25 protein-coding genes are annotated in these 26,433 nt (G+C 36.6%); 16 read left to right on the top strand and 9 right to left on the bottom strand.

All coding sequences use genetic code 11. The features are described from left to right. Positions 1 to 239: 239 nt before the first annotated feature. Both ACY45D_RS03245 and ACY45D_RS03240 read left to right on the top strand, forming a co-directional pair. The gene (locus tag ACY45D_RS03245) at positions 240 to 839 is read left to right on the top strand and encodes a L,D-transpeptidase family protein (protein WP_463108416.1); all 600 of its coding nucleotides are present in this window, start codon (positions 240 to 242) and stop codon (positions 837 to 839) included. A 32-nt stretch (positions 840 to 871) separates the two neighbouring features. Next, positions 872 to 1,252, top strand: coding sequence for an MmcQ/YjbR family DNA-binding protein (locus tag ACY45D_RS03240; RefSeq protein WP_463108415.1), 381 nt, complete (start codon positions 872 to 874; stop codon positions 1,250 to 1,252). A 490-nt stretch (positions 1,253 to 1,742) separates the two neighbouring features. Here ACY45D_RS03240 and ACY45D_RS03235 read toward each other — a convergent pair whose 3' ends face one another. The 3 genes from ACY45D_RS03235 to baeS all read right to left on the bottom strand — a co-directional run bounded on the left by ACY45D_RS03235 (position 1,743) and on the right by baeS (position 4,743). Next, a complete protein-coding gene (locus tag ACY45D_RS03235; RefSeq protein WP_463108414.1) occupies positions 1,743 to 2,048 on the bottom strand; it encodes a hypothetical protein in 306 nt (101 codons plus the stop codon). A 322-nt stretch (positions 2,049 to 2,370) separates the two neighbouring features. Beyond that, a complete protein-coding gene (locus ACY45D_RS03230; RefSeq protein WP_463108413.1) occupies positions 2,371 to 3,057 on the bottom strand; it encodes a response regulator in 687 nt (228 codons plus the stop codon). A 15-nt stretch (positions 3,058 to 3,072) separates the two neighbouring features. Continuing rightward, positions 3,073 to 4,743 carry a sensor histidine kinase efflux regulator BaeS gene (gene baeS / locus ACY45D_RS03225; RefSeq protein ID WP_463108412.1) on the bottom strand — a complete coding sequence of 557 codons (1,671 nt, stop codon included), beginning with the start codon at positions 4,741 to 4,743 and terminating at the stop codon, positions 3,073 to 3,075. A gap of 136 nt (positions 4,744 to 4,879) precedes the next feature. On the opposite strand from baeS, the gene ACY45D_RS03220 reads away from it, so the two are divergent. From ACY45D_RS03220 to ACY45D_RS03210, 3 genes are all read left to right on the top strand, one after another. Continuing rightward, positions 4,880 to 5,512: a hypothetical protein gene (locus tag ACY45D_RS03220; RefSeq protein WP_463108411.1), complete on the top strand. Its 633-nt coding sequence runs from the start codon at positions 4,880 to 4,882 to the stop codon at positions 5,510 to 5,512. Positions 5,513 to 5,805: 293 nt separating this feature from the next. Further along, on the top strand, positions 5,806 to 7,608 hold the full coding sequence (locus ACY45D_RS03215) for an acyl-CoA dehydrogenase C-terminal domain-containing protein (RefSeq protein WP_463108410.1): 1,803 nt from the start codon (positions 5,806 to 5,808) through the stop codon (positions 7,606 to 7,608). A 193-nt stretch (positions 7,609 to 7,801) separates the two neighbouring features. Beyond that, the gene (locus ACY45D_RS03210; protein WP_463108409.1) at positions 7,802 to 9,583 is read left to right on the top strand and encodes an acyl-CoA dehydrogenase C-terminal domain-containing protein; all 1,782 of its coding nucleotides are present in this window, start codon (positions 7,802 to 7,804) and stop codon (positions 9,581 to 9,583) included. A 42-nt stretch (positions 9,584 to 9,625) separates the two neighbouring features. Here the strand turns inward: ACY45D_RS03210 and ACY45D_RS03205 are convergent, their stop codons facing one another. Then, positions 9,626 to 10,255, bottom strand: a complete 630-nt coding sequence (locus ACY45D_RS03205) for an FMN-binding negative transcriptional regulator (RefSeq protein WP_463108408.1) — start codon at positions 10,253 to 10,255, stop codon at positions 9,626 to 9,628. A gap of 147 nt (positions 10,256 to 10,402) precedes the next feature. Here ACY45D_RS03205 and ACY45D_RS03200 point away from each other — a divergent pair, with 147 nt between their 5' ends. Further along, positions 10,403 to 10,897, top strand: coding sequence for a phosphate-starvation-inducible protein PsiE (locus ACY45D_RS03200; protein ID WP_463109415.1), 495 nt, complete (start codon positions 10,403 to 10,405; stop codon positions 10,895 to 10,897). 105 nt (positions 10,898 to 11,002) lie between these two features. Here the strand turns inward: ACY45D_RS03200 and ACY45D_RS03195 are convergent, their stop codons facing one another. Then, on the bottom strand, positions 11,003 to 11,521 hold the full coding sequence (locus tag ACY45D_RS03195) for an RcnB family protein (RefSeq protein ID WP_463108407.1): 519 nt from the start codon (positions 11,519 to 11,521) through the stop codon (positions 11,003 to 11,005). A gap of 168 nt (positions 11,522 to 11,689) precedes the next feature. Here ACY45D_RS03195 and ACY45D_RS03190 point away from each other — a divergent pair, with 168 nt between their 5' ends. Further along, on the top strand, positions 11,690 to 12,142 hold the full coding sequence (locus ACY45D_RS03190; protein WP_089605723.1) for a hypothetical protein: 453 nt from the start codon (positions 11,690 to 11,692) through the stop codon (positions 12,140 to 12,142). Positions 12,143 to 12,232: 90 nt separating this feature from the next. Here ACY45D_RS03190 and ACY45D_RS03185 read toward each other — a convergent pair whose 3' ends face one another. Continuing rightward, positions 12,233 to 13,696, bottom strand: coding sequence for a phospholipase D family protein (locus ACY45D_RS03185; protein ID WP_463108406.1), 1,464 nt, complete (start codon positions 13,694 to 13,696; stop codon positions 12,233 to 12,235). A gap of 83 nt (positions 13,697 to 13,779) precedes the next feature. Then, a complete protein-coding gene (znuD, locus tag ACY45D_RS03180) occupies positions 13,780 to 15,867 on the bottom strand; it encodes a zinc piracy TonB-dependent receptor ZnuD (protein ID WP_463108405.1) in 2,088 nt (695 codons plus the stop codon). Between the two features lie 119 nt (positions 15,868 to 15,986). On the opposite strand from znuD, the gene ACY45D_RS03175 reads away from it, so the two are divergent. From ACY45D_RS03175 to ACY45D_RS03135, 9 genes are all read left to right on the top strand, one after another. Continuing rightward, entirely contained in the window at positions 15,987 to 16,607 is a 621-nt protein-coding gene (locus tag ACY45D_RS03175; RefSeq protein ID WP_463108404.1) for a hypothetical protein, read from the top strand. Continuing rightward, a complete protein-coding gene (locus ACY45D_RS03170; RefSeq protein WP_463108403.1) occupies positions 16,565 to 17,329 on the top strand; it encodes an O-antigen ligase family protein in 765 nt (254 codons plus the stop codon). The genes ACY45D_RS03175 and ACY45D_RS03170 overlap by 43 nt, the downstream gene beginning before the upstream one ends. Positions 17,330 to 17,363: 34 nt before the next feature. After that, positions 17,364 to 18,128, top strand: coding sequence for a DUF4184 family protein (locus tag ACY45D_RS03165; protein WP_463108402.1), 765 nt, complete (start codon positions 17,364 to 17,366; stop codon positions 18,126 to 18,128). A gap of 190 nt (positions 18,129 to 18,318) precedes the next feature. After that, positions 18,319 to 20,103 carry an aspartate--tRNA ligase gene (gene aspS / locus ACY45D_RS03160; protein ID WP_089605719.1) on the top strand — a complete coding sequence of 595 codons (1,785 nt, stop codon included), beginning with the start codon at positions 18,319 to 18,321 and terminating at the stop codon, positions 20,101 to 20,103. Positions 20,104 to 20,231: 128 nt separating this feature from the next. Further along, positions 20,232 to 20,450, top strand: coding sequence for a hypothetical protein (locus ACY45D_RS03155; protein ID WP_089605718.1), 219 nt, complete (start codon positions 20,232 to 20,234; stop codon positions 20,448 to 20,450). A gap of 14 nt (positions 20,451 to 20,464) precedes the next feature. Next, entirely contained in the window at positions 20,465 to 21,328 is an 864-nt protein-coding gene (locus tag ACY45D_RS03150; RefSeq protein ID WP_463108401.1) for a lysophospholipid acyltransferase family protein, read from the top strand. A gap of 138 nt (positions 21,329 to 21,466) precedes the next feature. Beyond that, the gene (locus tag ACY45D_RS03145; RefSeq protein ID WP_463108400.1) at positions 21,467 to 22,534 is read left to right on the top strand and encodes a hypothetical protein; all 1,068 of its coding nucleotides are present in this window, start codon (positions 21,467 to 21,469) and stop codon (positions 22,532 to 22,534) included. Positions 22,535 to 22,698: 164 nt separating this feature from the next. After that, entirely contained in the window at positions 22,699 to 23,604 is a 906-nt protein-coding gene (locus ACY45D_RS03140) for a glycosyltransferase (RefSeq protein WP_463108399.1), read from the top strand. Between the two features lie 111 nt (positions 23,605 to 23,715). Further along, complete coding sequence (locus ACY45D_RS03135) at positions 23,716 to 24,615, top strand: lipopolysaccharide biosynthesis protein (RefSeq protein WP_463108398.1); 900 nt, start codon at positions 23,716 to 23,718, stop codon at positions 24,613 to 24,615. Between the two features lie 10 nt (positions 24,616 to 24,625). Here the strand turns inward: ACY45D_RS03135 and ACY45D_RS03130 are convergent, their stop codons facing one another. Further along, positions 24,626 to 25,537: a glycosyltransferase family 32 protein gene (locus ACY45D_RS03130; RefSeq protein ID WP_463108397.1), complete on the bottom strand. Its 912-nt coding sequence runs from the start codon at positions 25,535 to 25,537 to the stop codon at positions 24,626 to 24,628. A gap of 113 nt (positions 25,538 to 25,650) precedes the next feature. Beyond that, a complete protein-coding gene (locus ACY45D_RS03125) occupies positions 25,651 to 26,409 on the bottom strand; it encodes a glycosyltransferase family 25 protein (RefSeq protein ID WP_463108396.1) in 759 nt (252 codons plus the stop codon). Positions 26,410 to 26,433: the final 24 nt, after the last annotated feature.

Genomic DNA, 26,433 nt, shown 5'->3' with positions numbered 1-26,433 from the left:
TTCAATTTTTTCACAAAGTGCATAACATAAATAAATACTGAATTCATAAAGTCTTCATATTTTATGATTTTAAATTTGATCAATACTCTTCAAAGAATAATTAGACTTACCCACAAATTCTGTGGATAACCATGTGTTTATCCACAGGATAAATCCACAATCACAAATCAACTACAGCTTTTACCTTTAAAATGAATAAAATTTATACAATACAAGTTTTTATATCATTATCAGTAACAATGAATAAGAAATATATCTTTTTCAGCATCATCATTTTTGTACTCATTCTTTCGGGTACGCTGATCTATGAAAAATTTAATCACTTTATCCCGACAGCAGAAGCAAGTATTCAAGTACAGAATTTTACTGATGAGCAAATCAAACACATCCGTCAAACTACACCAATTAGCGAAGTAAAAGTCTATAAAACGGAGCGACTGGTAAAACTGATACATCGTGAGCAAACGATTCAGACTTATCCAATGCGTTTGGGTTTTAACCCCGTTGGGCATAAACTTCAAGAAGGCGATGGAAAAACACCTGAGGGACAATATATTTTAGATTGGCGAAACCCCAACAGTGCCTTTTATAAATCCTTGCATGTGTCTTATCCAAATGTACAAGATCAAAAAAAAGCACAGCAACTCGGTGTTTCTGCGGGAGGCGACATCATGATTCATGGCTCTGCAACCACTGCGCAAATCGAAAAATTACCCAGCTTAATGCGCTATTTACCACGCAATGATTGGACATGGGGCTGTATCGCTGTTAGAAATGTCGATATGGATGAAATATGGAACTTGGTCGATGATGGGACAATCATTACGATTTATCCATAATATACTGTTGATATAAATAGAATGAGAATGTCATGACTGGCGATGAAATAGAAAAATTAGCAATCACTATTGCACTGAAAATGCCCAAAGCAGAACTGGATTATCCATTTGGTGAAGACATCAAAGTCATTAAAGTGATGGATAAAATGTTTATGCTCAGTTCTTCATTACAGGGCAATAAAATCGTTAATTTAAAAGTTCAACCTGATGATGGTGAAATGTTACGAGATGCTTATCCATCTATTCGTACTGGCTATCACATGAATAAAAGACATTGGATTACCGTTTATGCAGGAGAGCTCATTACCCCTGAATTGATTGAAGATTTAGTGCAAAGTTCTTATGAGTTGGTTGTTGATAAACTGACTAAAGCACAAAAACAGGTCTTAGAAATCCACCGTCAAATTAAATAAAGTGATCGAAAATAAAAACGGGCTTAAATAAAAATGATTTTAAATAGACTTCTTGCATAAATCGGGTTGTGATGAAGATTTATTTATAATGAACATTCCCTCTCCTTTAAGGATAAGCGAGGGGGCTCTCAATAATAATTTCGATTATTTTGGACTTTTGTAAGATCTCTAATAATGCAATGATTATATAAATGTTGTTAATCTAACCTGAGTTCAGGATAAGATATGTTCCCAACTATATGATACGCGGAAACGTCAGTCGCATTGTTCGAGGCAGGGCCACATCTGTAATATACTGTTTTTGCGATATATTAGGTACTAGATAGTATCTGTCGAGTTGGCGACTGACAAATGGTTTTGCCTACTTTTCCCGAAAGAAAAGTAGGTCGAACCGAAGGTTAATCCTTGCATTTGACTTTAAACGGTAAGACCCCGCTGTGCCTGATCAATCTTTTCAATAACCTACATCAAAGTTTGTTCCGAACTGACGTTAATCTAAAATCGCTTTTATGAGATAGACAATTAAGCGAAATGGATAGATGATCAAATCAAAGAATCCTGAAATAATCCAATCATCGAGCGGTAAAATATCCCAACCATCAGACCTTCGACTTTGTCGCCCTTGTGCATAAGGCGCAATAAAGTAAGTGAGGATAAAAAATACCACCATCAAAACCAACAAAAGGTAATTCGTCATACCCGTGACAAAGAAACCAATCCCACAAGCAAAACCTGCAATAAAACATAAGATTGCTAAAAAGCGGCGGGTATAATAATAATCGGAAAGATTGGCCATATTCGGTTCTATTGTTATTCTGTTCACTGCATTGTATAGCAGATTATTGTGATGGCTAAGCAAATTTTTCCAGGTTGATACTTACTCAAAAATAAGTGTCGGTTATTATTTTGATAGATTCATTTGAAAAAGTAGATCTACAGAAATGTATACATGCAGTTTTCAACAAACGGAAACTTATTAAAAATTAAAATATATAAATTAACTATTGTTTATATGTTCAGTTCTTCATCAATAAATTTGAGTGTTATACACTTTTACCCACAAAATCTGTGGATAAACCTGTGTTTATCCACAATCTCAAACAGATAATGTTGAAAAGTTAATCTTCTGGATATTCAAAACGATAACCTACGCCATATACCGCTTGTACCCATTCATGACGATTTCCTGTTTCTGCTGCTTCAGAAATTTTACGACGTAAGTTCTTGATATGACTATCAATAACACGGTCTGCAACATCAAAACTATCTGGGTTAATATGGTCTAAAAGTTGCGCACGAGAGTAGACTTGTCCTAAATGTTCGAGGAAAAGCTCTAATAGGCGGAATTCAGTTGGCGTTAAATTCAACGACTTTTGTTGATACCAGATCCGTTGTTGTGCTTTATCAATTCTAAATAGATCATTACTTTCAGGTTCAGCTTTACGTTCTAAACGGCGCAGAACTGCTTGTACGCGAGCCACCAATTCTTTTGGGCTAAATGGTTTACAGACATAATCATCCGCCCCCATATTTAAGCCAAGAACACGGTCAATCTCTTCCGTACGTGCTGTCACCATAATAATTGGCAAATCTGTTTGCTCACGCACTTTACGGCAAATGGTTAAACCATCCATGCGAGGTACCATCAAGTCTAAAACCATCAAACTTGGTTTACGTTGTAAAAAGCTATCATATGCTTCCTGACCATCATGGAACATACTGACTTCAAAACCTGCCGCTTCAAGATAATCTCGTACCAATTGCGCAAGTTCAACTTCATCTTCTACCAGCATGATATGTTTCATGTTGTGCTTTTCCTTTTAACTCTTTATGTGTTTTGAAAATGTCAGTTTGCAACGCAAACCACCTAAAGGTGAATGATCAAACGTGAGTTGACCACCTAAAGCCTGTGCAATTTTACCTGATAATGCTAAACCTAAACCTGTACCACCTGTACTACGAGTTCGTGAATCATCTACACGATAAAAACGCTCACCTAAACGTGCAATTTGCTCATCACTCAAACCAAATGGGCTGTCATCAACAATGACACTCCACGACACATCATCTTGTTCGGTGTGTACTTGAACCTCACCACCCGATTCTGTGTAACGAATACTGTTACTCAACAAGTTGACCATAATTTGCTTAAAACGATCTATATCTAATTGTAATTTTGCACCTTGACCAGTAGCAGAAATCGATAAATTGGCCTGTTCAAATTTAGGTTTAAAATTTTCAATCTCTTGCAAAACCACAGACCACGGATCTATTTCAGCAAAATAACATTTCAATTGTTGCGCTTCTGCTTGTGCTAAATCAGCCAAATCCTGTGTCAATTTTTTCAAACTGGTGACTTGCCTTAACATTGCCTCGAAATGCTCGGGTGTCGGTTTACGAATCCCGTCTTGCATGGCTTCAATTTGAGCTTGTAACACTGCCAATGGTGTTTTGAGCTCATGTGAAGTATCCGCAACCCATTGACGACGTGAAGTTTCATGCTGATCGAGTATCGTTGCAAGTTGATTAATCTCTGTAGATAAATCGCCGAGTTCATCATTCCGATTGACGATCACTTGATGCTGAAAATTACCTTTGGTTAATTCCCGTGTTGCATCAAGTAAGCGTTGAATAGGTTTTCTAAAATAGGTTGCCAATAATAATGCTGCGACCAAACTACTTAAAAAACTGAGAATGTAAATTAAAACCAAATAACGTTTTTGATTACTAAAGAAATTAATACTTAAAGCATCATCCTGATCTAACACAGGTTTTAAACCCAAATAACCCACGATTTTATCATTCACTGTAATTGGGCGATAAGACACTTGATCATCCGAAGGCTCTCCCAAGACAAATTGGTGTTTCACATCATATAAAGACAGACGTGAACTCAGCCCTAAACGGTCAGGCATAGAAATAAAACGCTTCTTTCCATCTCTTTGTTCAGTAGAAATCATATTCGGTGGTTTATTATTCTTAGCGTTCTTATCGGGCGGTCTAAACAAGCCCTCATTTGAGCTTAATGGAAACTTCAAACCCTCAAAAGGTTGGTAAGCTGAAGGTAAATTCTCTTCTAAAATCTTTAATTCATCTTGATCAATTTGTTTCTTAGGGAGTGTCCCCATATTTTGCTCAACTGGATTGAGCATCGTGTGTTCTTTGAAATAACGCTGTTGTAATGCAATATCATACTGACGGCGTAACCACCAACGAGATAATTTATCATAATCGTCAGGTGCAGCCTGCCCTTCGATTTGCAGAATCTGAGCTTGAACAGCATTGCCCCAGTCATGATAAACACCATAAACATCAGCCAAATTTTCAATCAGATGATCGAGTTTTTGCATCTCGACATCTGCAACATATTTGGCAAAGTTTTTCTGCATCGTCCAATGCAAAACACTTAAACTGACCGTAGTAATCAACAAAGTGGTTAACAACACGGTAAGAAAAAGACGCAGTGCGATGGGGACTCGGCGTATTTTCAAAACTGATCTCTCATTTTTCTTCTCATTTCAACATTGTACTCAACACTCGATCAAAATACTCTCCATTGTTTCTACATCATTATTATTTAATCTTTAACGCATCGACAGAATCTAGAAAAATCGTTGGAGAACCACAATGAAAACGATGACAAAAATCGCTTTGGTTACAGCAAGCCTTCTAAGCATGGGCGCGTTAACTGCATGTCAATCAACGCAAGGTCCAAAAGAAGAGCATCAAGGACACATGATGGGTGACCATCGTGGTCATCATAAAATGTCTCCTGAAGAACGTGAGCAAATGGAGCAAATGCGCGCGCAACATAAAGAAATGCGCCAACAAATGCAAAAAGCGTGTGATGGCAAAACAATTGGACAAACAGTTCAAGTCAAAGCAGGCGATAGAACCTTAGAGGGTACTTGTAACATCGTTTTCAAAGCTGACCGTAAAGCAATGGGCGAAATGAAACGTGATTTTGCTCATAATGGTAAAGAACATGGTCGTATGATGCGTCATGATGGACCACGTATGAATGATATGACTGAAGAACAACGTGCGCAAATTCAACAACAATTTGAACAAAAAAGAGCTGAACGTAAAGCGCAATGGGAAGCTGTACAAAAATCTTGTGTAGGGCAACCTAATGGCAAAGCCATTCAAGTGAAATTGGGCGATAAACTTTTAGATGGTCAATGTGTCGTTAAGTTCCAACCTCAATTCAACGCAGACAGTAAAATGCCACCTGTACCAGCTATGCCACCTAAAGCATAATCTCATATTTTCTTACAAAGGTGCTTTTTAGCACCTTTTTTATTGGACATATCTTTTTACGATTTTGACTATGTGTGCGCTTATTTTTCTTTTAAAAGTGTTTACACTCAAAGCACTTACAATATTCAAGCTATTTTTCTTTGACTTTACAGTCACAGAGAATTAACCATCAAATACTTGTACGTGACTACAAGATGTAGCACGATGTAATAGAGCAAATATGTGTCACCGAAGACACGCATCGTATTTATTAGGATTATAAATCTGGTCTAACCAGTATTGAGGAAACCGATATGCCACAATACAAAGCACCCTTACGTGATATGCAATTCGTTTTGCATGAATTATTAAATGCTGAAGAACATTACGCAAAACTCCCTGCATACAAAGATGTCGTAAGCCGTGAATTGGTCGATCAATACCTAGAAGCTGGTGCTGATTTCTGTGAAAACGAATTATCTCCACTCAACCAAGTGGGCGATCGTGAAGGTTGTACGTGGAACGACGGCGTTGTTACTACGCCTACAGGCTTTAAAGCAGCCTATGACAAATATGTAGAATTAGGCTTCCCATCTTTATCTGTTGCTGAAGAACATGGTGGTCAAGGCTTACCAGGTTCATTAGGTACAGCTATTTCTGAAATGGTTGGTGCTGCAAACTGGGCTTGGGGTATGTACCCTGGTCTTTCTCATGGTGCAGTACGTACCATTGAGCACCACGGTTCTGCTGAACAAAAAGCGCTTTATTTACCGAAACTTGTTTCAGGTGAATGGACTGGTACCATGTGTTTAACAGAATCTCATGCAGGTTCTGACTTAGGTATTATCCGTACTAAAGCTGAACCAAATGCAGATGGTAGCTTTGCAATTTCTGGCGAGAAAATCTTTATCTCTGCTGGTGAACACGACATGGCGGATAACATTATTCACATCGTTCTTGCACGTTTACCGGGTGCGCCAAAAGGTACTAAAGGTATCTCGCTATTCATCGTGCCTAAATTTAACGTAAATGCTGACGGTTCTATTTCAGATCGTAACGGCGTACGTTGTGGTTCGATTGAACACAAAATGGGTATCCACGGTAACTCTACCTGTGTAATCAACTTTGATCGTGCAAAAGGTTTCTTGATCGGACCTGAAAACAAAGGCTTAAACGCAATGTTTACGTTCATGAACACTGCACGTATTGGTACAGCGGTTCAAGGTTTGACTGCTTCTGAAGCATCTTTCCAAGGCGCGCTTGCATATGCGAAAGATCGTTTAGCAATGCGTTCACTTTCTGGCCCTAAAGCACCAGAAAAAGAAGCAGATCCAATTATTGTTCACCCTGCTGTTCGTAACATGCTGATGACTCAAAAAGCATTTGCTGAAGGCGGTCGTGCGCTTGTTTACTTCTTGTCTCAATATGCAGATGTCGTTGAGCAAGGTGCAACTGAAGAAGAACGTAAATCAGCAGACAACATGTTGTCACTTCTTACACCTATCGCTAAAGCATTCTTAACTGAAACAGGTTCTGAGTCTGCGAAACACGGTGTTCAAGTATTTGGTGGTCACGGTTTTATTTCTGAGCACGGTATGGAGCAAATTGTACGTGATACACGTATCTCTTGCTTATACGAAGGTACAACTGAAATCCAAGCACTTGATTTGTTAGGTCGTAAAGTCCTTCAAACTCAAGGTGCAATGTTAAAAGACTTCACAAAAATTATTCATAAATTTGTAGAGTCAAACAAAGACAATGCTGAAATGAAAGCATTTGTTGAACCACTTGCTGCGCTAAACAAAGAGTGGGGTGATTTGACCATGCAGATTGGTATGAGAGCAATGCAAAACCCTGATGAAGTCGGCGCTGCAGCTGTAGATTACCTATACTTCTCTGGTTATGTAACACTTGCATACCTATGGGCTCGTATGGCACTTGTTGCTCAACAAACGTTAGCTGAAGGCACTACAGATGCTGCTTTCTACAACGCTAAGCTTAAAACAGCAAACTTCTACTTCAAGAAAATCTTACCGCGCGTACGTTCACACGTAGATGTGATCGCTGGTGGCCTAGATCCATTGATGGCGTTAGATGCTGAAGATTTTGCTTTCTAAGATTCAATTTTAGAGCGTAGTCTTAAAAAACTGTACCCTTGAGTGCAGAAATTGAGAAAGGACAGTCATAGCTTTGATTGTCCTTTTTCTTTATAAATAGAGCATCCTTTGTCTTTGGTCATATAACAACTTTCACAATAGTTGCTTAAACTGACCTCGTACTACAGATTCAAACAAAATCAGGTGAACCAACATGCCAATTTATAATGCACCACTTGCAGATATGAAATTCATTCTAAATGATGTCTTTAATGCAGAGCAATTCTGGCAATCGAATGAAAACCTAGCACACCTCGATGCTGCTACGGCTGAAGCGATTCTTGAAGAAATGGCTAAATTCTCTCAAAACGTTACCCTTCCATTAAACCGTAGCGGAGATGAAGAAGGTGCTCACTTTGAAAATGGTGCTGTGACGACACCTGCTGGTTTTAAAGAAGCGTTTAAACAATATGCTGAAGGCGGTTGGATCGGTTTAGGTGCAGACGAAGAATGGGGCGGTCAAGGCATGCCTAAAATGCTGACTGTACTTGCAGATGAAATGTTATTTGCAACCAATCCATCATTTATGCTTTACCCGCTTCTTTCTGTAGGTGCAGGTATGGCGTTAAACAGCTATGCATCACAAGAACAAAAAGAAACCTATTTGCCAAAAATTTATTCAGGCGAATGGTCAGGGACAATGTGTCTAACTGAACCACATGCAGGTACAGATTTAGGCATTATCAAAACTAAAGCTGAACCGAATGCAGATGGTACTTATAACATTACAGGGACTAAAATCTTCATTACTGGTGGTGACCATGACCTTGCTGAGAACATCATTCACCTTGTTTTAGCAAAAACACCTGATGCACCTGCTGGCTCACGTGGTATCTCATTGTTCATCGTGCCTAAATTCATCGTCAATGCTGACGGTTCTTTAGGTGAACGTAATACTGCTGGTCCTGGTTCAATTGAACATAAAATGGGGATCAAAGCATCTGCAACTTGCGTAATGAATTTTGATGCTGCAAAAGGTTACCTTGTTGGTAAAGAAAACGAAGGTTTAGCAGCAATGTTCGTCATGATGAACTATGAACGTTTATCTATGGGGATTCAAGGTCTTGGTGCTTCTGAATACGCTTACCAAAATGCAGCACAATATGCGACTGATCGTTTACAGGGTCGTAGCGCTTCTGGCGTTCAATCACCAAATAAACCTGCAGATAGCATCTTAGTACATGGTGATGTACGTCGTATGCTACTCAATGCACGTGCTAACAATGAAGCGTCTCGCGCATTTGCAGTATATGTGGGTCAGCAATTAGACATCACTAAATTCTCAACTGATCCTGAAGCTGTTGCTAAAGCCAATAACCGTGTTGCATTACTTACACCAATCGCAAAAGCATACTTAACAGATACTGCTTTCAATGCAGCGATTGATGCACAAATGGTGTTCGGTGGCCATGGTTATATTCGTGAATGGGGTATGGAACAGTGTGTACGTGATTTACGTATTGCACAGATCTATGAAGGCACTAACGGCGTTCAGTCTCAAGATTTAATTGGTCGTAAAACCATTAAATGTAATGGTGAATTTATTGCTGAATATATTTCAGAAATCCGTGATTTTGCCAATGGTTTAGACACTGACCTGAACTTCATTAAAGATGCGACTTTAGATGTTGCAACTGAAGTAGACATGATCACTCAATATGTTTTAGAGCGTGCTAAGGAAAATGTAGAATTCTCAAACGCTGCTGCTGTTGATTATCTACATGCAGTCGGCCTATTGAGCTTCGCTTATATGTTTGCACGTATCGCGAATGCTGCACAGTCTAAAGATGGTCAATTCTATCAAGACAAGTTAGCGCTTACTCATTACTTCATTCAACGTATCTTGCCTGATTTACATGCACGTATTGCAAAAATCAAAGCAGGTTCAGAAGTGATTATGAATTTCAGCGAAGATTATTTTACAACTCAATCTTAATCGTTCGTCATTCTAAAAAACGCCTGTTGATCAGGCGTTTTTTTATGGCTTAGGAAAATATTTCTGGATAGATTGGGCCATTTCAGGCGTTGAACTTTCTAAAGCTTTTGCAACATTTTTGGCATCTGCTTGAGAACGATTCTGACTGACTTTAAACTTTCCAACCATCGATTCGATTTCAATTTCAATCGCAACAATTTGTTCTAACTGCGCTTCAATAAAATCTTGCGGTGCATCCCCTATTTTCCATGGATTTTCTTGAGTTGCTTCATGCGTTCGAGTCAGTCGCGCCAAAATACCGCGTAGATATTTCTCATCTTCTATTTTTCGAATCGTTCCTTGAACATGTACCACACGATAATTCCACGTCGGTACAACCCGATGATGCTCTAACTTCCCCTCATACCAATTTGGAGAAATATAAGCTTGATCTGCATGAAAAATAACATATGCAGACAGAGGCTGATTGATCATGTCTGTTAATGGATTAGATTTAGCAATATGCCCTTTCAATATACCCAACTCACCATGTAAATGATCTAATTCAAAAGGAATATGATTGGCTTCAATCACACCATCATGAATTACCATAAGACTTCCTAATGGATTCTTTAAAATTAAATCAAATAATTCAGAATGATTTTCTTGTTTAAAATGAGTCGGTAGATACATCGTTCTTCCTAAAGAATTCCATCAATCACTTTTAACATAGCATCAATAAAGATCAAAAACAGTTTTCACAATTCTTCATTATTCAGTCATGTGCATGAAACTTGCATAGCTTTTACTGACTCTAAAATGAAAGAAATAGAGGCCGTTATGCATAAAGACCCACGTATTGAAAAAATCGAAAACCTCCTCGACAAATTTGGCAATCTTGCCGTTGAAGCATTTCATTATATTGCGCTGTTTATTATCGGTTGTATGATTGCTTGGTCTGCGGTACATACCATTATTGAAATATTAACCGTAAAACAATATGCCAGTATTGATGATATTTTATTACTTTTCATCTATTTAGAATTGGGTGCAATGGTTGGAATTTACTTTAAAACCAATCATATGCCCGTTCGTTTTTTAATTTATATTGCGATTACTGCACTTACACGATTATTGATTTCAGATATTCAACATGACCATAAAGCAGATATTGACCTCATCATTATCACAGGTTCAGTGTTGATTTTAGCAATTGCTATTTTAATTGTTCGTTACGCATCGTGGACATATCCGTCGGTCATTCGAGATAAACATACTGAACAAACTCTGCCTCATGGTAAAACACCACGTCCTGAAGATGATGAGTTGGCTTAATATTCTTCATTCACATCCTTTTCTAACCAAGAGCAGGATGTGATGAATGAACAAAAACTCAAATTTAGAATAATTTTTAAATAAATATTGATATGAATAAATGACTTAGCGATCATTCGGTATTTGCAAATAACGCCCATTTTCATAAATCCAATGCATGCCTGCTTGTGGCGCAGGTAAGCCATAACGTCGCCAATCACTGATCAAGGTATATTCTGAACTTGAAATACTGCCACCCTGCCCATTCACATAACCATAGCTGTCAGAGTGATATTCAGTCTGTGTCGGAAACTGATGATTATAAATAATCGTCACACCATTCTGCGGTGGGTAAACAGGATAAGGACGGTTTGGGTAACCATGGTTTGGATATTGTGGATAACCTTGATGTGGGTAGTTGGGATAATGAGGATACGGACGATGATACTGTGGCGGTCGTACAGGGATTTCCTGTGTCATCGGACGGCCATATTGATCTTGATATTTATACGTTGTCGTTGGATATTTTTTTTGTGGGCGCTCAACACTACGGTAACCACCCCAATCCTTCCCATCAGCATAGGCAGCGATCGAAAACCCTGAAAGTATCAATGCCAATGCACTTAAACTGAGTACTTGTTTCATTTCAACCTCCAAATTGATCGCTATGAATTATTTTAACGCCTAATTAAAGACAAATAATGGATAAATGATATGCAATTTTTAACCTGACACCTATGTTTATACAGCAAGCTGAGTCAATTCAGTGATCAATCTGATAAGATATAATTTTATTCTGATGGATGCTGTATTGTGGCTGAACTGAGTTTTGACCGTTTACATCAATTCTTTTGCAAAGTGCCAAGTGTGCAAGAAAGCTTTATTGATAGCTATGGCTCAGATGGCAAACAAGCATGGTGGTTTAAATTCCAGATTAATATCGAACACCCTTTAGCTTGGCAAACTGTGCAAGAGCTTGGACATGTTTTGAATTATATTTCTAAAAATGAACGTTTACCGACTCAGTTCCTTCCTGTTTCTCCGCCACCTTATATGAATGGTGAAGCTAAACAATTCCTCGCATGGGTGATTCAATGTAATCATGCAGACTTTCCACCAGATGTGGTTTGTGACTGGTTAGAGGCACGTTTACCTAAACCGGTTGAAGATGAAAGTCAGTGGAAAATTAAAACAGATTTGCATGAATTGGATAAAATTTCTGATAAAGATTTGGATCAGATGATTCCACCCAATCCCGAACATTAAAACTTGAAAGATTAAATCAATAAAAACCCTTCTTTAAAAAAGAAGGGTTTTTTCTCAATTAAGCATAGTGAATTAGAGAGAAATTCGGCATTAGAATGTTGACAAACCACTCCACTCCATAAAACGATATAGCCCGTATTTCAACTTGGAATCATCGGCATATTTCGCATAATCCACACTCATTTGGCGTCCATTCAAGTTTGACCAAGCCGAATTAAAATACTGCTCTGCATCCACAAAAACCTGTTGCTGTGAATTTCCAAGTACTCTTAAATCGGTTTCCAAATTATAATTCTTTAAATTTCGTGCCGTGAAATTTGCAGAACCCAAAATCATTTCCGCAGATTGTGGATTGCGTTTGATGATCATTTTGCTATGACACTGTTCGCCTTGCGTATTACACCAGCGAATATTTATGCCAGCATCATGTAATTCTGAAGCGACTTGGCGATTCGGGATCCCATTCTTTTGACGACCAAAAGCATCTTTATTGGGGTCTAATAAAATACGTAAGCTTGCACCTCGTTGTTTTGCGGCGATTAGCGCTTTAATAATTTTTCGTTCCGACAAATAAAACATCGCTAAATCGATCTGATCATTGGCTTTCGCTGTTTCAAGCATGTTCAAAACTGCTTTATAGATTGCTGCTTCTGTTAATACTTGTACTTGAGGATCATTCGGATTTTCAGGTAATTTTCCAACAACCACAAAAGGCGTATCACCTTCCGACATCTGTGCAACAGGTTGTTCAGACTTTAAAATATCAACAGCTGTCGCGCCTTCTACTTGCAATGCAATATTTGAATGGCGTGAACTGCCATCATGTGGATTTGCAGAAGTGACAATCGCTTTCCAGCCCTCTGCAGTATCTACCACAATGGTTTTACGATGATTGGCTTTGAAATTAAATAAATTCAGATAACTTCGAATCGTGATTGGCTGATTTCCAAATGGATTTTTCAACCATCCTTTTTCAGCATTGTTGCCAATATTTTGACAACATAAGTACCAAAAACCTGACCATGTTGGATTTGATGCACGTAACGGCGTTAAATTGGTTTCAATTACATCAATACCCTGCTGACGCAATTTTCGATATTGCTCAGGTTCAACCCCACCATATACGGAGTTAATCGGATCAGTAATAAATTTGATCTCTAAAGTAGGATTCACTACTTTTTGATTGATGAGCGCTTGTGTCAATTGCTCAGTGAGCGCTCGATGTTGGACTTTCGAATTACCGACTTCACTGTTGAATAAAAACATATCAACCACGATGGTGGTTTTGGCTTCTTTAATCAACTGTAAAATTTGATCAAAAATATGCTGATCGATTTGTTGTTTTCCTTGCGCATCAATATAAGTTTGATCCGCTATAAACTTCACATTACCATGTCTAAGTTGACCTGTAAAATCCAGCCCTTGCGGCATGGGTTTAAAAGTATGATATATCGCAGAAGACAAGTAGCCTAAAGCCAATATACCAACAATGATGCCGAAGTAACGTCGTCGTGACCAACTCAACTTACTATGAATTTTATTAAAGATACGCATAAGAAAAAACCTAATCCAATGTCTTCAGACTAGGTCTAATCTCTTTATTTTTCAATGATGGTTTGGTGAATAAAAGCAATTAATTAGAATTTATAATCTACACCAACAACGAAGTTACGCCCCATCTGTGGAATATTGGATAAAAAAGAAGTGTGTTCATACACTGTTTCATCCAATAAATTATTGGCATTAAAGAAAACTTTAGCTTCTTGTTTATTTGCCAGCGGATATTTATACGCAATCCCTACATTCACCATATTGTAGCCTTGGGTTTCAGTTTCATAAGCTGCAAATTTATCTTGATCAAATACATGTGAATATTCAGCAGAACCTGACCAATGATCATCAAAATCTGCATTTACACGCGTACCTAAACGCCCTGCAGGAATACGTGGTGCATTTTCATTGTCAATTTTGCCTCGTACATAATCACCAAATAAACTTGCTTTGTAGACATCATTGAATTGATAAGCCACTTCAGCCTCTGTACCGTAAATTTTGGCACTGTCTTGTGAATACTTGATTAAACGAAAGTTTTCATACTGATCCAAAGTTTTTGCATAAATATAATTGTCGAACCAATTGTGATACAGATGCACGTGGTAACTGAGTTTGTCACCCTCATAATGCAGTCCCAACTCGACATTATTGGATTTTTCTTTGTCTAATTGGTCATTGCCTAATTCATAAGTATTGGTTGCATAATGCTTTCCATCTGCATAGAGCTCTTGTGCCAAAGGCAAACGTTCCTGATGTGAACCAAGCAATGATAATTTATAATTAGGAGTAAACTCCCAATTTATCGCACCTGAATAGGAAAATGCATTGCCATCAAAATCTTTTTGCGTAGAATCAACATCAATGTCTTGATGATCAAAACGGGTACCTAACTCAAAGTGGAAATCACTCCATTGACGATGCTCTAAAGCAAATAGGCTATACTTTTGAGTTTTATTCGGTGCGAGTACCGCTTCTTCGCCTGTAATATCAAGCTTTTGCTGGCTAGCTTGAACACCCAACACACCTTCCCATTGCGCAACTGGATGATGTACTAATTCCACACGACCTTCATAACCTTTACTTTTAAAGGTCGTCATCGCTTCACTACCTTCAATTTCATCATGCTGATAATCGGTATAACTTGCTTGCGCACGTAATTTTTTAAAACCAGCAAAAGGATCATTTAACTCAGAACGAAAATCATAACGTTCTGTTTTCATATCAATCCAAGGACCTGAAGCACCATGCTCTTCTTCATCATGGTCATGTCCCGAATGATCATCATGACTACCACAATGCAATGTTAAATCATGCAAATGGCAAGATTCATATTCATGATTATGTCCCGGTAAACCATACTGGTCTTGACGATGACTATAAGAAACGCCTGCAAAGCCACGTTCACCAATCCATGATAAACCTAGATTAATATTTTCCGACTCAGAAAAAGTATCGCCTACACGACGTTGTTTCGTACTATGTGTATGATCATCATGATCTTCTGTCACAATATAGTTGGGTGTGATGTAATCATTTGCATCACGTTTTAAGCCCTCAACACGTAATACAACATTCGAACCTAGCCCAACAGTCGCTCCTGCATGTGCCATTTTCTCATCATTACCCGTGTTGTAACGTAGCCCGATATTTCCTTCATAACCGTCTTTTGGCATTTTTGTCGGAATTTTTGTGTCAATTACATTGACCAAACCACCCACTGAACCCGCACCATAAAGTAATGTTGATGGCCCACGAATTACTTCAATTTTTTGCGCCAACTGAGGATCAACAGTCACTGCATGGTCTGGTGATAAGCTAGAAACATCCATGGTTTCGGTCGCATTTTGCGTCACTTTTACTCGTGCACCTTCTTGACCACGAATCACAGGACGACTTGAACCAGCACCGAAAGTGTTTGAATATACACCCAATTCATTTTTTAACACTTCACCTAGCGTTGTTCCGCCTTGCTGTAATTTTTCACGTGAAACAGTTTGGTCTGCAACACCGAAATCAGCACTCGAAGCAACCAATGGATGACCAACAACAGTAATGGTTTCTAACTGCTGAATATGCGGTTCTGTTGTATCCGCTACGCCTGTATCTGCCCAAGTTAAAGTTGAAAAAATTGTTGAAATAGAAAGTGTCAGGGCACTTTTTGCAAAAGTCATGGACTGGCTCTCAAAGCTCGGTATTTTGAATATTTGTTATATTATAACATTTCATTAAATTTGCAATAGAACAACACACTTTGTTTCAGCACTTGTTCTAAGAAGAACATCGTAGCGTTATGCTAAAATCATTGAATGTAATTCTCTTTCAAAAAATTGAGAGAATTGAAAAACTAAGATTTACCATAGAGTTCCATGTAATGTTATCGCTTCAAAAACCTCCTTTAAAGCCCATCATTTTCTTTGGACTCTTGTTTTTTTATTTAAATTTTTTTATTAATCTAATTACAGATGATCGAGCAAGTTGGTCATTAGTCTATATCCCACTGGTTTTATTGATCTTATATCTACTTAAAAATAAAACATTTTACATTCATCCGCTGGTTCTTATTATTGGGATTTCATCTGCGCTCTGTATCACCCTAAATGAATATATTTTTCATACAGGTCAAATATCACCAGATCTTGAGTTTAATAAACAGGCATATAAATATATCTATCAGTTTTTGTATATTATCCCTTTGATTTTTCTCGGGACATTATTTAAGTTTTCCAATTTCAACCCTGAAACATTTAAAAAAATTATCTTTGCAAGTATTGGTTTTTCAGTCATTTTCAATAGTTATTTGAATATTCAATTTAATTTTGATCGAGGTTTATTTGTTGCAGAATTTAAATCAATCATTCTCTACGATTATTGTATTGTCGCATTAAGTTTGATTGGGCTTGTTTTAAGTTGAAAGGAAAACTTGCTTTTTTATACATTAGCTTATGTCTTATCAACATTTCACTGATCGTATTACATGGAAGCCGTGGTGCTTGGTTAGGTATTCCAATAGCACTTCTAATGATCTCAATTTACTTTTATAAGACCCATTTAAAACAAATACTTTTCATGCTTTTTACATCTGCTATTTTAACACTAACTATGGCGATTATGCCGAATTCACCTATTATCGAACGGATTGATCTTTTAAAAAGTGATGCTTCTTTACTGGAGAAAGATAATTATAATACCAGTGTCGGTACTCGATTTGCATTATGGCATTTTGCGATCGGACAATTTCAACAATCGCCCTATGTTGGACATGGTTTTATTCATTTTAAAAATAAAATTTGTACACCCAATGCGGAAAATGAAGTTCCAAATTGCCAACCGCATGCGCACAATATTGTATTTCAAGAGTTGGCTGCACATGGTTTATTGGGGCTTTTGAATATCTTAATATTGGCATTCGCGACACTTTATTATTTTACAAAAAATATGATTCAGAAAAACAGTCCATCAACGCAACTTCTCGCATTTTCAGGTTTAATCAGTACAGTTTATTTAATCATTTGCAGTATGAGTGATTACCTATTGTTTTATTCTTTCCCGAGTATGTTTATCTTCTTAATCACATTAAGTTTAATGAACATTATTTATATTGAAAATTTAAACAACGACAACCATAGTCGCTGATTTTATCATGGTCATATTCAAAGAAACCTAAAAAATGCCCTTTACCCTCTCGCATGCTGTACTTGCCCCACCCATCGCCAAACTGACTGGCAATCGCTTACCGATTGCTGCTTTGGCGATTGGCACAATGACACCCGATCTTTATCGCTTATTGGCCGAAACAGAAATTCTGTTAAATCATCAATGGCAAGGAATTATTTATCCTGATCTGTTGGTTGGTTTATTGTTCTGCTTTTTTTGGTATGCACTTTACCGCCCAATGCTGTTTAAATTCTTAGGTGTTTCTAAGCCTTTAAATATTCAATCATTTTCAACATTTTGTAAATTTTTACTTTCAATCATCATGGCCATTGTTATTGGCACAGCAACGCATATCATTTGGGATGGTTTAACCCATTTGGACTTCAGAACCTTTGCTTTTCATGAGTTTTTGGCACAACCTGTCTTGATTTTGAGTCATGAATATCCAATGCATAAGGTTTTACAAATCGGTTGCTCTGCTATCGCTTTGCCTTTTTTGATATGGATGGGTATTCACTATTTTTTTAAATACCACGTCAAACAAAGTTTAAATCATAAAGTACAACTATTTGGCTACCTTTTATTCATCTGCTCGTTTTTTAGTGGTTGTATTTATTATATTTATTTCGCTCAAAAAACGGGTTTCACAGCCCCAAATACCGATTTATATCATTTAATTGGCTTTTTTATAAAAGCATTTACTCGAGGTGCAATTGTTTGTTTCTCAGTAGGATGCATGATCTTCTCCATTTTAAATCATCGAAAATACTTTGATTAATCGTGAAGTTGCCGATTTGATCACTCATTTTTGATTAAATTCGGCTTAAATTTATTTGAGAATATGCTGCTTTTGAACTCAAGTCCTTGTGACTCATCGCTCAAAGAGGCATAATCTCACATTACATTTTTAGGCGATGCGCTGTTTACGTATTCGCTTCCTTAACCCATATAGTTGGATTTTTAACGCTATGATGCGAACTCATTATTGCGGTTCTTTAACCGAAGCTCAAATTGACCAAACCGTAACCCTGTGTGGTTGGGTACACCGTCGTCGTGACCACGGTGGTGTGATTTTCCTTGATATGCGTGACCGTGATGGTCTCGTTCAAGTGGTCATCGACCCAGATACCCCAGAAGCATTTGCGACTGCCGATAAAGCACGTTCAGAATTTGTATTAAAAATCGTTGGTCGTGTACGTCGTCGCTATGAAGGTACTGAAAATGCCAATATGGTGAGTGGTCAAATCGAAGTTCTAGGTAAAGAAATTGAAGTTCTTGCTGCGTCTGAAACTCCTCCATTCCCATTGAATGATGAAAATTCGAATATCTCTGAAGAAATTCGTTTGAAATATCGCTTCCTTGATATTCGTCGTCCAGAAATGTTAGATCGTTTACGTTTCCGCTCTAAACTAACAAACTTGATCCGTAACTATTTTGAAGAAAATGGTTTCTTGGACGTTGAAACACCAATTTTGACACGTGCGACACCTGAAGGTGCGCGTGACTATTTAGTTCCAAGCCGTGTTTCAAATGGTAGCTTCTATGCGCTTCCACAATCACCACAATTGTTCAAACAATTGTTAATGGTGGGTGGTATTGATCGTTATTACCAAATCGCTAAATGTTTCCGTGACGAAGATTTACGTGCGGATCGTCAACCAGAATTTACCCAAATCGACGTTGAAACATCGTTCATGAGTGACGATGACATTATGGATTTGATGGAAACGTTGACGGTTAAAATGTTCAAAGAACTTCTTAACGTAAACTTCGATAAATTCCCACGTATGACCTATGCAGATGCAATGCGTGATTATGCATCGGATAAACCAGACTTACGTATTCCTTTGAAATTGGTTGACGTTGCAGACATGATGCAAGACGTTGAATTCAAAGTATTCGCTGGCCCTGCAAAAGATCCTAAAGGTCGTATTGTTGCACTTCGTGTACCGGGCGCTGGTTCACTTCCACGTAGCCAAATTGACGAATATACAAAATTCGTAGGGATCTACGGTGCAAAAGGCTTAGCTTACATCAAAGTCAACGAACTTGAAAAAGGCATTGAAGGTCTTCAATCTCCAATCGTTAAATTCATCGAGCCAATCGTGCTTGATTTATTGAAACGTGTTGGCGCTGAAAATGGTGACATCGTATTCTTTGGTGCGGATAAAGCTAAAATTGTAAATGATGCAATGGGTGCTTTACGTATCAAAATTGGTCATGACATGAAAATGTCAACTTGTGAGTGGGCACCGCTTTGGGTTGTTGACTTCCCAATGTTTGAAGAAACAGATGACGGTAAATGGACGTCTGTTCACCATCCATTCACATTACCAAAATCAACTGTTGAAGAAGTGAAGAACAACCCAGGCGCTGCACTTTCAGTTGCTTACGATATGGTATTGAACGGTACTGAAATTGGTGGCGGCTCTTTACGTATCTTCAACTTAGAAATGCAAAAAGCAATCTTTGAAGCTTTAGGTATTAACGAAGAAGAAGCTGAAGAGAAATTCAGCTTCTTGTTAAATGCTTTGAAATTCGGTGCGCCTCCACACGGTGGTTTAGCATTTGGTCTTGACCGTTTGGTGATGTTGATGACAGGTTCATCATCTATTCGTGATGTGATTGCATTCCCGAAAACCAAAACTGCTGAATGTCCATTGACTCAAGCACCAGCACCAGTTGAACCAAATCAATTGCGTGATTTAGGTATTCGTTTACGTGAAAAAGCCAAAGCTGAAGAATCTAAATAATTCGTCATGATTTAGCTAAAAACCCTGCTCCATGCAGGGTTTTTCTTTTTATCTACATGCCATTCACGAATTGAGATAAGCTCTCATTAATGGCATAATATTCATGTTAACTTATGAGGTGAAAACCGATGGCTATGCGTCCTGCTGTTCTTCGTCATACAATTATTATCATTGTATTTTCAGTGGTTCAATGGGGATTTATGCGCTATATCTTAAGCAATCAACTCTTCAATTTAGACACTTATCAGCGTATTCTTTATTTCAGTATGAGTAGTTTTATTGCTGGTTTCTTTATCATTTCAGCATTAATTTACTTGGTATTAAAAGGTAATGCTGATCGAGAGTAATTCTAAATAAATCTATGTACAGCTTACTTAAAAACTTTTCGCGCTTGCCATTAAGGGTTATTCAATCCCTTGCAAGTGCTATTGGGACATTGTTATTTATTAGCAATTCTTCTGCAAAACATACCACTGAACTAAATATAAAAGCAGCCTATCCACAACTGGATGATCAACAACAAAAACAATTGATTAAGTCTAGTTTAAAAAGTCAAAGTATGACTTACGCTGAATCAATCAAAATTTGGGGGTCATCACCTGAATTTGCCTTAGAACAAATAAAACAAGTACACCATCTCGATATCTTTTTAGATGCCCTCAAAAACCCGAATGGTGCTTTGGCAGTAGTGCCACATTTTGGGACGTGGGAGCTGATGAATGCATGGATTAATCAGCATACCAGCCCTGTGATAATGTACAAACCAAGTAAAAATAAAGATTTAGATCGCTTCATGCTTGAATCTAGACAGCGTTTAAATGCAACCCTTGTGCCTACTGATGATACCGGTGTTCGTGCGGTGTTCAAGCATTTAAAACAAGGTGGTTTTTCTGCAATTCTTCCCGATCATATTCCTAAAGCATCAGGAGGAATATATTCTCCTTTTTTTGGACTGAATGTATTTTCATCTACATTGCTGTCTAAACTTGCAGCAAAAACACAATGTTCTGTTGTTGGACTCAGTTGTATTCGTCGTCAAGATCTATCAGGCTATGATCTTTATGTAACTGGATTATCTAAAGATATTTTGTCAAAAGATTTACAACTTTCTGTCGATACTTTAAATAAAGAAATTGAGCGTATGATTGATATGGCACCTGAACAGTACTTATGGGCATACAAACGTTTTCGTAAATTAGAAGGTGGGAAGAATTTATATAAATGACACAAAACGGTATGTAAACTTAATTGCCTTCTCTTCACATTTATATACATTTCTATAATTTTTTTGATATTCACTAAATCAGTAGCCTTTGTAATACATTTTAAACTCATATTTTTATATAAATTCAGGAGTTCAAGTTTGGATAAAATCAAAATTGTGTTAGCTATGCCAAGCCATAGTAACTTCGCAGCCCCCATCCAACAGAATCTTAAACATCATAATTTCGATATTAAATTTATTGACAGTTCTCCTGAGCATTTAAAACGGATAAAGATTCCTTTACTACACTCTATTTATCATTATTTCCGCCAATTCTTTTTATCTGACTCTACATATAAAGCTAAAATTAAAAAGAATTTAAAGCACCAAATGATAAGTCAAAAAATTCAAATGGATATCTCTAACACTCAATCAGACTATACTTTAGTTATTCGCCCTGATTTATTTTCTTTAGAGCATTTGAATACCCTGAAAACAAAAAGTAATCAAAACTTTATTGGTTACCAATGGAACGGTCTAGCCCGTTTTCCTGATACTTTTTTATCTATTAATAAATTTAATCGTTTTTTTATATTTGATAATATGGATTTATCTAATCCTGAATATAAAAAGTACAACCTTATAGGTACGACAAATTTTTATTTCGATATGTACCATCCTCAACCTGTAGCACATCAAGGAACCATTGCCTACTTTGTAGGTTTGCATTTTGATGAACGATCACAGTCCTTGGATCATTGTGCAAAAGTATTAACCGAGCATGGAATCAAATTAGACTTCAACGTTCGAGCGCTTAAAGACGTTAAAAATGCATATGCACAATATAAAAATGCAGAGATTAAATTTATCAAAAAAAATATTGAGTTTGATGAAAATCTAGCTCGTATTAATCAAGCCGATATATTAGTCGACGTTGTTAATCCAGTACATCATGGCTTATCATTTCGTACCTTCGAAGCTTTATACTATGGAAAAAAACTAATTACGAACAACGCTGTAATCCAACATTATGACTTTTATCATCCAGATAATATTCTAATATGGGATGGTCAAGACCTTTCAAATATTACAAGTTTTTTAGCTCGTCCATATGTTCAGATAGATAAAAATATTGTAGAAAAATATAGTTTTGAGAATTGGATCAAAAATATATTAGATCTCCCCCCATACCAAAAGATTGAATTACCAAAGACTGATGTTCAATAGTCTTGACACTACAGCTATCAAATCATTGATGGAATAGAAATGTGCAGGGAAAATTCGATAAGAGCTCAAAAAGCAGTTCCATGACAATTTTTTTTAAAATGATTCTTATTGCTGATAAGAGTTGTTAAGATATAAATACTAAACATCGTTGGCAGTGCATCTATATGACAAATGATACCATTAAAATTTTTGTAGGTTGCGATCCAAACAACTGCGACCTTGAACAGATGATGGTTCTTGACTATAGCATCCGAAAAAACACTCAACATCCTGTAGAAATTACATGGATGCAGTTAAGTCATGACCAAAATAGTCCTTGGTTCTCAGACCAAACTCAGCTTTCAGGGTGGCGCACCGAAAAATGGGCAACACCTTTTTCGGGTTTTCGTTGGGCTATTCCTGAATTATGCAACTTTCAAGGTCGTGCCATTTATATGGATGCCGATGTGATTGTTTTAACTGATATTGCACAACTATGGAATACGCCTTTTGATCATAATGCTATGGTCATCGCAAAAGGCGGGAAAAGCACCGCACGCTTATGTACTTGCGTATGGAATTGCGCTGTAGCTGAAAATTATTTGCCAAAACTACAACAACTAAAACAAGACCCTGATGGTCATAAAAAATTAATGAAACTGATTAAAGAGCAACCTAATTTAGTTCAAAATTATACAGATAGCTATAATTGTATTGATGGAGAAGAACTTCCTATAAATGATATTAAAATACTTCATTACTCAGACATGGGAACCCAATTTAGCCATAAATACTCTATTCCTAGACTCGAATCAGAAGGATTAAAGCACTGGTTTGATGGCGAAATCATGACACACCCTCGATCAGATTTAACTGAACTTTTTGACCAATATTATCAAGAAGCTATCACTGCTGGGTATAAGCTTGAAGACTATAGAATTTCTGCCTATGGCGATTTTTTAAAAGCAACACAAATTAATTATCATGGAAATAAAATCACTCGTCCAAATAATGATAATAATTGGTTTAACCGTACCTTGGGTAAAATCAAATCAAAATTTAAAAGTAACAAATTTACTTTAGATGATTAATGATTTTATTGAACATCATAAGTAATTAAGCTTGAGTTGGTGAAATAAATCTGGTTAGTAAACCAACACTGCTTAATAATAATCCTTGTTTAATTATAATGAGTTTGTTTCATGAGCAATTTCTTTACAGCTGTTTTTTTAAGAAACATATTCAAATATTTATACAAAATTTCCCATCCAAAATCATTTAACCACAATCGTAGATATTGGCCATATTTTAAAGTTATACGAAATAAAGAAGGCCTTTTAAACCAAGTATTTTATAAAAATAATTTGATTGCAGATAACACGATACACCCCGTCTCAAAAAATGATACTTGTATAATCATCGCAACTGGACCATCTATTAATACAACAGATCCAGCCTTATTTATGAAAGATGAATTTGATCATATTGGTATAAATGGAGCTATCAGTTTAAAAAACGCTCATTTTAAATATTATGTGATTATTGACCATAATTTTGCGAAGAATAAAACGGATCTTGTATCAAAGGTTTTGAATAATGCTGAATGTACACTTTTTACAACTGCACGTTGTTTGGAAGTTATTTTAAGAACCTACGATATTGATAAAGTTCAATGCACATTCAAGATTATAGAAATCATTACTGAAACTAAGATTGAACGTTTTATGGGCGCTAAAGCAACATTAGCCTCCCCTCTACCTGATGCTTATATGGAAAATAATATTGGTTTCTCAACAAACATTTTTGATGCTATATATGACTATTACACAGTTGCATATGTCGCCTTACAAATTGCTTATGCATTAAATTACAAAAACATTTTAATTGCAGGGCTTGATATGAGTAATTTCAATCAGCCTCGATTTTATGAATCAGATGACAATAAACAACCTACTCGGTTAGAACAAGATTTTACTGCAATTTCAAGTGCATTTGAAACTGCTGCCCATTTCTTAGAGAAACAGCAAGTTCAGGTTGTTAATCTTTCTACACAAAGTGCTATCCAAGCCTTCAAAAAATTGGATGCTCAAAATTTTGTTTAAGAACAGGTATCTAAAAATCAATATACGAATCTTTGAAATACATACCTTTATCGTAATATCTACATAAATAATTGCGCTCTTTTCCTGCAAGTTTAATTAACTTCGGGTATTCTTCCGCAGGATAATTAACAGCCATATCAATTAAAATCTTTTCTTTTACCCAGCGATTTTTTACTTGATAATAAAATGCATTTTCATCACAATCAATTAGTGTGATGCTTGGAAAAGATTTTCTTAAAACCTTTTGACAAGCAACATAAGCAACTAGATATTCTAAATTACTAATTCTTTGAAAAATATCTTTCGTATTTTTCTCTGTATTTTTAATCTCTTGAATATAAATTTTTGGTGTTTTTTGAATAGCTAGATATAACTCATCAAACCAATTTTTAAAAAAAAGATTATTTTCAATACCTGCCAACAACCAATTTTCTAAAACTGGGTAATTTACATTGGTTGTATTTTTCCGTCGATAGTATGCAAAAACCTCTGTTTTGTTTTTTTGCATAATATTTTCGATCCAATCTAAACTTTCATAAACAATAATACTGGCATCTAACCAAATACCACCATGATGATATAAAAGATCAAATCTTAGCAAATCAGCTTTCTGTTGAGGAGTTGCATCCATCAATTGAGAAAAATCTATTTGGCTATATAGACTCACATTCTCAGGATTGAGTAAATAAACCTCATAACTTGGGTTTTTCACACGAATATTTTCAACGCATTTTTCAACAAAATCAGGAAATTGACCTTCCCAATAAATCCAAATTTTCTTTGGTAATTCAATCATCTTTTCCAAAGGGTTGAAAACCAACATGCCAGCATAATTATCAATCTTATTATTAACATGGCGAATTTTATAATAATACATCAAGTTAAACTTAGCTAAATAAAATAATTTTTTAAAAATTTTCATAACAACAACCTAATTTATTAAATCAAATCTATTCATTAAAATAACCAAATAAGGATCCGTAAAAGACTTTAAAAAAACAGCTTATTTTTTAAACAAAAAATATATTATCTTTATTAAAAATAAAGATGTTTAAATGCATACATTCGATCTCGCCACATACGCTTTTGTTTCTTAAAACCATAAGAACCATCACGGTTTTCTTTGTCTTTTCTGGAAATCCCTTGTGTTGCAACTGTACCTAAAATATCACTATCTAAGCCCGCTGGTTTAACAAAAGCTGGCCAAACACCTAGGCCTTTGCCATTTTTACTCAACCACGTTTGAAAGAAAATATCCACAGGCATGCTCATGGTTTTTCCTTGGGCAATAAATGCTTCCGCACCCTTTCTAGACCAGATCAAACCTAAACCTCGGATAGGAAAATAATAAGCATGCCATAATGTAAACTCATTTAACTTTACGATATCTTTTGCGAGTTTTTTCTTTTTGGCTGCTAAGTTGATAAGATACCAATCTAAATCTTGATGCGTATCTAAATACGCTAAAATCTCATCCACAGATTTTTTGAAATCATCGGTTATTTTCATATCATCTTCTAATACAACAAGATAATCCGCATCACTTTGTAGAAACTTTTCTGCACAACCATAATGACTTAAATAACACCCTAACTCAGAATTCAGTAGGCGTCGTCCCAATGTTTGCTGTGTCAATTGATCATCATAATTTTCAAAAGATGAAAGTGCTTTACCACGACCATCATACGCAGCAAAACGCTCGAACGGCCAGTTTACCGCTTGTAATTGCGCAGTCGCTCTCGCAAGTCGTTCATCACTACCCTCTAAATTAATAAGATAAGTTTCAACTTTCATGCGCTACTTCCAATTACCTACTTT

The sequence above is a fragment of the Acinetobacter sp. BZX-2 genome, from assembly GCF_055179795.1.
Note: the sequence above shows the minus strand (reverse complement) of the source record. Positions and strands in the feature narration are given on the sequence as shown.